At 72.0% G+C, this 5,474-nt stretch carries 11 protein-coding genes; all 11 read right to left on the minus strand.

The window, feature by feature from the left end; genetic code table 11:
- Window positions 1-1,396 (minus strand): FtsK/SpoIIIE domain-containing protein (locus ACWF94_RS32095; protein ID WP_453496513.1); only part of this gene is annotated, 1,396 nt, incomplete at its 3' end.
- A gap of 95 nt (window positions 1,397-1,491) precedes the next feature.
- Window positions 1,492-1,698: a DUF6257 family protein gene (locus ACWF94_RS32100; RefSeq protein ID WP_453496516.1), complete on the minus strand. Its 207-nt coding sequence runs from the start codon at window positions 1,696-1,698 to the stop codon at window positions 1,492-1,494.
- A 79-nt stretch (window positions 1,699-1,777) separates the two neighbouring features.
- A complete protein-coding gene (locus ACWF94_RS32105) occupies window positions 1,778-1,969 on the minus strand; it encodes a hypothetical protein (protein WP_453496519.1) in 192 nt (63 codons plus the stop codon).
- Window positions 1,970-2,046: 77 nt separating this feature from the next.
- On the minus strand, window positions 2,047-2,430 hold the full coding sequence (locus ACWF94_RS32110; protein ID WP_453496522.1) for a DUF6251 family protein: 384 nt from the start codon (window positions 2,428-2,430) through the stop codon (window positions 2,047-2,049).
- 42 nt (window positions 2,431-2,472) lie between these two features.
- The gene (locus ACWF94_RS32115; protein WP_453496525.1) at window positions 2,473-2,856 is read right to left on the minus strand and encodes an RRQRL motif-containing zinc-binding protein; all 384 of its coding nucleotides are present in this window, start codon (window positions 2,854-2,856) and stop codon (window positions 2,473-2,475) included.
- A complete protein-coding gene (locus ACWF94_RS32120) occupies window positions 2,856-4,067 on the minus strand; it encodes a hypothetical protein (protein ID WP_453496528.1) in 1,212 nt (403 codons plus the stop codon). The genes ACWF94_RS32115 and ACWF94_RS32120 overlap by 1 nt, the downstream gene beginning before the upstream one ends.
- 65 nt (window positions 4,068-4,132) lie before the next feature.
- A complete protein-coding gene (locus ACWF94_RS32125; protein ID WP_453496531.1) occupies window positions 4,133-4,489 on the minus strand; it encodes a hypothetical protein in 357 nt (118 codons plus the stop codon).
- Window positions 4,486-4,731: a DUF6284 family protein gene (locus ACWF94_RS32130; RefSeq protein ID WP_453496534.1), complete on the minus strand. Its 246-nt coding sequence runs from the start codon at window positions 4,729-4,731 to the stop codon at window positions 4,486-4,488. The genes ACWF94_RS32125 and ACWF94_RS32130 overlap by 4 nt, the downstream gene beginning before the upstream one ends.
- A 156-nt stretch (window positions 4,732-4,887) precedes the next feature.
- Window positions 4,888-5,052 carry a hypothetical protein gene (locus ACWF94_RS32135; protein WP_453496537.1) on the minus strand — a complete coding sequence of 55 codons (165 nt, stop codon included), beginning with the start codon at window positions 5,050-5,052 and terminating at the stop codon, window positions 4,888-4,890.
- A 39-nt stretch (window positions 5,053-5,091) separates the two neighbouring features.
- Entirely contained in the window at window positions 5,092-5,271 is a 180-nt protein-coding gene (locus ACWF94_RS32140) for a hypothetical protein (protein ID WP_453496540.1), read from the minus strand.
- Window positions 5,271-5,408: a hypothetical protein gene (locus ACWF94_RS32145; protein WP_453496543.1), complete on the minus strand. Its 138-nt coding sequence runs from the start codon at window positions 5,406-5,408 to the stop codon at window positions 5,271-5,273. Before ACWF94_RS32145 ends, ACWF94_RS32140 begins: the two co-directional genes overlap by 1 nt.
- Window positions 5,409-5,474: the final 66 nt, after the last annotated feature.

Below are 5,474 nucleotides of genomic sequence, written 5' to 3' on the forward strand. Positions count from 1 at the left end.
CCCCGTCGGTCGCGCCGGACTGCTCCAGCGCGGTGATACGGCGTTCCATCTCCCGCACGGCGTCTTCCAGCATCCCGGTCGCCTGGATGACGTGACCGTCGGTCGGGCCCTGGATGAGGACGGTGGCCAGTCCCTCGAACATGCGCCAGTCGCCCACCCCTTTGAGGTCGGCGAGCCGGAACTCAACGCTCGTGTCCAGCGCCAGCCACAGCGCCAGGGCGCGCAGCGACGCGGTTTTGCCCTGGTTGGACAGACCGGTGATCAGCAGATGCCGTTGCAGCAGGCTCAACAGGGCCGCGTCCCCGCGCAGATCCTGACCCCACGGGGCCCGGCCGGTGTAGAGGTCGGCGGACAGAGACGGGTCGGTGACCAGCGGGGACGGGCCGATCGGCTCATCCAGTGCCCCGGAGTCGGCGATCCACAGCCGTACCGTGCGGGCGGCCTGCGGAATCGTGATGAACACCTCGTGTTCGTGCCGAGCGAGGTTCTCGGCGAGCTTCCGCCGGCGCTTTTGCACTTCGTCTGTCGACACCCCTGAGGGCAAGGTCACATCGACTTCCACGCCGCATCCCGCGATCCGGATCGGGCCGAGCATCGCGGCCCCGGCGTCGCCCATCTCCCGGATCGCTGCCTTGAGCGGAGCGATCCCCAGATCGCGCAGGGCGGTGACCACGACCGAGGGAGTGACCGGAGCACCTGTGTCACTGCTCCGCTGACCGGCCGGGAGTGCCCACTGCGGGGCGGTCTGCCGGTGCCGTCCCACCGCCCACAGACCGAGCAGGGCGAGCCACGGACCAACAGCCATCAGCGGGCCCCAGACCACGGACACGATCACGACGGTCCACCGGACCAGCTCGATCCCGGCCATCGTCGGAGCCAGGACATCACCGATGTCCTCGTTCGCGACCGCCAGCGCGATCCCCAGGGCGAGCAGACTGCCCGCACCCAGACCCGCACCCATGACCGCGCTCTTCGCGGCCCGCTGCGGGGCCGTCAGTAGGTCCATCCGGCGCTGATGACGCGCCGCCCGAAACTGCCTGCCCCGGTCCTCCCACTCAGCAGCCGCCTCCATGTTCCCGGCCGCTTCGGCCGCGCGGATCATCCGCTCATACCGTGCGGCGGTACGGCCGTCCCACGCCCGGCGGGCCACGACCCGCCCGCCACCGACGACGTACGAGCCGTGCCGCACCACCAGACCACACGCCACCCGAGTGCGCTCATCCACCACAGCCGCACGCACCGCACGACCGGACCGCACCCACAACGGCACCCGCGACACCCCGCCACCGGCAACGCCAGGGGCAGGCGTGACCACGGGAGACACCGGGTCACCGGGGGCCAGGGGGTCTGTACCGGGTGGCTTGAAGAGATGAACGACGTTCCCGTTGTCCGTCATGCTGGGAGGTCTCCTGTCCTGCTCGAAAAGGGGGATGGGATGGGCCCGGGGCGACCGCCTGCTCTCGCCAAAGATGCGCGGTCGTCCCGGGGTAGCTAGCGCTTCTTGGTTTCGCGTTCCTCGCGCTTGCGCGCCTGCTCAAGGACCCGTTCCAACTTCTGCTGAAGGTCGGTCTGGTAGACGTCGCCCGTGGGCGAGTTGCGGGCAGCGATACCGCGCTTCGCCATCCGCGCGATGTACCACGCGACCTTGGCCTTCTCGCCTGCGGTGAGCCTGGGCTCACGCTCTTCCTGCTGTGCCATGGATGACGCTCCGTCTCTGGGGCCGGTCTGTCCGGCACCCCGCCCGTCCCGGGAGACCCCCGGGGCGGACGGGCGACCGTCAGGCACGCTCCAGCTCGTGCGGGTGGCACAGGACCGGGCCGATGAACACGCTGATGCGGTGGACAGTCCACCGACCGGCCGTCAGCGGTCCGGGCGGCACCTCGTCTACGATCCGGCCCGTCCTGCCGACCGCGCGCGGGTCGTCCGCGCACGCCGTGATCAGGACCTTTTCGCCTGCCTTGAACGCCATACCGCTCCCCCCTGGGCCGGGGCTGTCCCGGCTCCCCTTGCCGCCCCGACGGGATGCCGGGGCGACGCGGGCAGCCGTCAGCGACGGCGCGCGGAGCGGATCGTCTTGGCGGCGTTCTTGCCGTCCGGTCCGCCCACGGAGCGGACGACGGTGACGACGCCCCATGCGGTGACGACGATGACCAGGGCGACCACGGCCAGCGAGATGGCCATGCTGGTGATGGCGGCGACCAGCAGCGGGCCGAAATAGACCCCGGCGGCGACAGTTCCGGCCCCGACACCGGAGCCGAGCGCGATGCGCTGGACCGTGCGGTCCGGCGGGGCCTGGTGGATGTGCTGATGAACGACCTGCGGCACCGGGGGCGCGGGCGGGTGCGCGGCAGGGAGGTGGGCGGGGTCGACGTACACATGAGTGCCGTCGGGGAGCTGCACCACACGGGCCAGCTCGGGCAGGGACTCCATGGAGACTCTCCTTGAAGCGATGGGATGCGATGGGGTGGGGTGTCAGGCGGCGGTCTGGGTGGGGTAGGCGCAGGTCACGCACGTGCCGAGGGAGGTGGGGATGACGTATCCCGCGTCGAGTCGGCAGGCGGGGCAGGTGCGGCGGGCGAGCATCGCGAGCGCGAGCGCGCCCCACTTGCGGGCGGTCATCGGGCGGACCGGCAGCGCCCGGTCGATCCGGTACAGGTAGGCGACCCTCACCCCGCCGGGACGGCGGGGGGAGCGGCGCATGACCTGCGCCGCGATGTCCTGACCCCCGGGACGCAGGCCCAGGGCCCGGAGCTGACGGCGCGTCGCCAACCCGTCCGGGGCGTAACGCCACGGGAACGTCGGAACGCCGTAGCGGGTGCCGTGCGGGTCGTAGCACTTGCCGAACGCGGGGGACATCAGCCCGCCGCCGTGGACTTGTCACTGGTGGCGCGTTCGGCGCGCAGGGTGTCGCGCAGGACGCGGGCGCGTGCCGGGGCGGTGCGGACTGCTTTGCGGATCGCTTCACCGGTCAGCTCCGCATCGGGCCAGTCGGCGGTAGCGGTCCGTGCCTCGATCAGGAGCTGATCGGGGGTGCGGGTCCGGGACGATCGAGGGGCACGGGCCACTACGGGTACCCGGCCGGTCGCCCGGCGCGGGCGGGTCGACTCGGCCGCAGCGACTGCCGGCCGGATCGCGCCCTGGGTGTCGGCCGCATCGCTCGCCAGCGCCGGGGGGTCGATCGGAGTGTGTCCGGTCACCGGCGGCCAAGGGGTCGATTCAGGCAGGTCAGACATAGATCGATTGATGTCGATCCGAGTCGATTCATCATGGTTTCTGATCGGGGTGCGGGCGGCGGTGAGCGCGGCGGCGGACTTGACGGCCCGGCGGTGCAGATCGGGGGTCATGCCGTACTCGTCGGTGCCGGTGTGGATCTGCCAGGCACGCGCCCACGCATTCTCCGGCGACAGGGACCCGTACGGGGCGGCGGACAGCAGCCGCTCGGCGATCCGGGCGACCTTGCCGTGGTGGCGGCGACGGTTCCGGTCGTGCCGCCTGCGGTCCCGGGCGTCCTGCCCGCCCTCGGTGGCCGCCAGCGTGGACACCCATTGCCGGATCTCGAACACGACCGGGCCCAGCAGGGTCACGGCCGCCAGACCGGTACCGACCGTCCGCGCCTCAGCCTCACTGAGACCGCCGGTCGCCAGCGACAGCCCGTAGCCGTAGTTGATGAACGCGGCGAACCCGGCGCACACGGCGACCAGCCCCCGCAGCAGCCACCGCACCCATGCCGGGAGATGACGCGCATCCGCGTAGGCGACCCCGGCCGCCATCACCCACGCCGCGCCCTCCAGCGCGAACGGCAGCGGCAGCAGCATCGCACTGATGTGGACGAAATGCAGAACCTGCGCGGGCAGGGACGCCAGCCCGGACGCCACCACCAGAGCCAGCGTGCCCCGGCGGTAGACGAACTCCGCGGTGAGCCGCCCCGAGCGGGCCGCACGGCGCTCAGCCCGCTCCGCACGCGCCCGTACCCTCTCCGCCCGCTCCCGCTCACGCAGCCGCGCCGCCCGCTCATCACGGGCACGCTCACGCTCCGCACGCCGCACATCGGCCGCAGCCGCGTCCAAACGCCGCTGCTCCGCATCCGCAGCGTGATCCGCACGCCGCTGCGCCCGGTCATCGGCCACCCCGCTCACGCCGCACCCCCGGAATGATCGAGGTGATCGAGGTGATCGAGGTGATCGATGTGGTCGGGGTGGGTGGTGTAGCCGACCAGCCGCACCGAAGCGCCGGCATACTCGGCGGTCACCGACAGCACCCGGGTGCGGCCCCCGCGCTGCTCCCCGTACGACACCGCCCCGGGGTCGAAGTTCAGGGCCGCGCGCCACGTCTCGAACGCGGCGAAGTCGTCGTAGAACGACAGCTCCAGCCGGTTCGGGGTGATGTCGGACACGGCCACGGAGGGCGCGGGCAGGCCGGAGAAGTCCGCGACCAGCAGCCGCAGCACCCGCAACGGCGAGTCCAAGCCGCTCAGAGTCAGACCGCTCATGCCGCACCCCCCGCCGGAACGGTGGTGCGGTTGGCGAGCGTCCGGCGGGCGGCGAGCACCCGGCGGCGGGCCCGCCGGATACGCCGGGCGTCCAGCTCCGACGCGGGCCGGTCGATCACCGTGATCTCCGCGTCCAACAGATCCAGCTCAGCGGTGATCAGCGGCATCTCCCGCTCGATCTCCTCCAGCTCCGCATCCGTGGGACCGGACACCAGAGCAGGGTGAAGCGTCACAATGGTCATGGGTCGTGCACTCTCCTCAGCAAGGGATGGGAACGGCCCACATCAGCGCCCCCGGAGTTCCCGCTCCGGGGGCGCACGGCCGTTCAGTGGATGGAGTGCCCCGGCCGGGAGTCGAACCCGGCCTGCGACCATCGGGGCGGTGTGCTCAATCGCCGGTCACTCCGGCTGTGCGGTGTGACCTGCGGCCGTGCCGGACGCGTTCCGGTAAGCGGCCTGGTAGTGCGGCAGACTCCCCAGCGACGGATGACCCGGTGTGGAGGTGATCTCGCCGCACCGCTTCGCCAGAGCATCGGCCCGGTTCTGCTCCTGAGCAGCCAGCATTTCTGACGGCTCCTGCTTGCGTCCCCAGCCCATAGCCGGTCACCGGTCCTTCGGCTGGTCGGTGAGCCGGGCCGCGTCCTCGAACACGTCCCGCATCAGCGACTGCTGCCACGCCAGATCAGCAGCCGAAGGGGCAGGGTCCTGCGAACCCACGCCAGCCGCCCAGCCATCAGCCTGTGTCTGGAGCGCCCACGCGGTCCCCTCGGTGCTGCCGCTCATCAGCGGCCACCGATCCGCGTCTTCGCGGCGGCGGCGCGCTGGAGCGCGGCAGCGGCCTCGGACGCCCGGCGGGCGGCCTCAGCGGCAGCAGCAGCGGCCCGGCGGGCAGCTTCGGCCTGAGCGGACATGGCGGTCATCGCGACCACCCGACCAGAGCGAGAACACCCTCGCCCTCACGCGGCGGGCGGGCGGGCGTACGGACC

This window comes from Streptomyces sp. NPDC055078 (assembly GCF_053607985.1).

Coding starts and splice junctions, on each gene's coding strand:
- ACWF94_RS32130 (WP_453496534.1), bottom strand. CDS start 4,731: ATGACCATTGTGACGCTTCACCCTGCTCTGGTGTCCGGTCCCACGGAT.
- ACWF94_RS32125 (WP_453496531.1), bottom strand. CDS start 4,489: ATGAGCGGTCTGACTCTGAGCGGCTTGGACTCGCCGTTGCGGGTGCTG.
- ACWF94_RS32105 (WP_453496519.1), bottom strand. CDS start 1,969: ATGGCGTTCAAGGCAGGCGAAAAGGTCCTGATCACGGCGTGCGCGGAC.
- ACWF94_RS32100 (WP_453496516.1), bottom strand. CDS start 1,698: ATGGCACAGCAGGAAGAGCGTGAGCCCAGGCTCACCGCAGGCGAGAAG.
- ACWF94_RS32110 (WP_453496522.1), bottom strand. CDS start 2,430: ATGGAGTCCCTGCCCGAGCTGGCCCGTGTGGTGCAGCTCCCCGACGGC.
- ACWF94_RS32115 (WP_453496525.1), bottom strand. CDS start 2,856: ATGTCCCCCGCGTTCGGCAAGTGCTACGACCCGCACGGCACCCGCTAC.
- ACWF94_RS32140 (WP_453496540.1), bottom strand. CDS start 5,271: ATGAGCGGCAGCACCGAGGGGACCGCGTGGGCGCTCCAGACACAGGCT.
- ACWF94_RS32145 (WP_453496543.1), bottom strand. CDS start 5,408: ATGACCGCCATGTCCGCTCAGGCCGAAGCTGCCCGCCGGGCCGCTGCT.
- ACWF94_RS32135 (WP_453496537.1), bottom strand. CDS start 5,052: ATGCTGGCTGCTCAGGAGCAGAACCGGGCCGATGCTCTGGCGAAGCGG.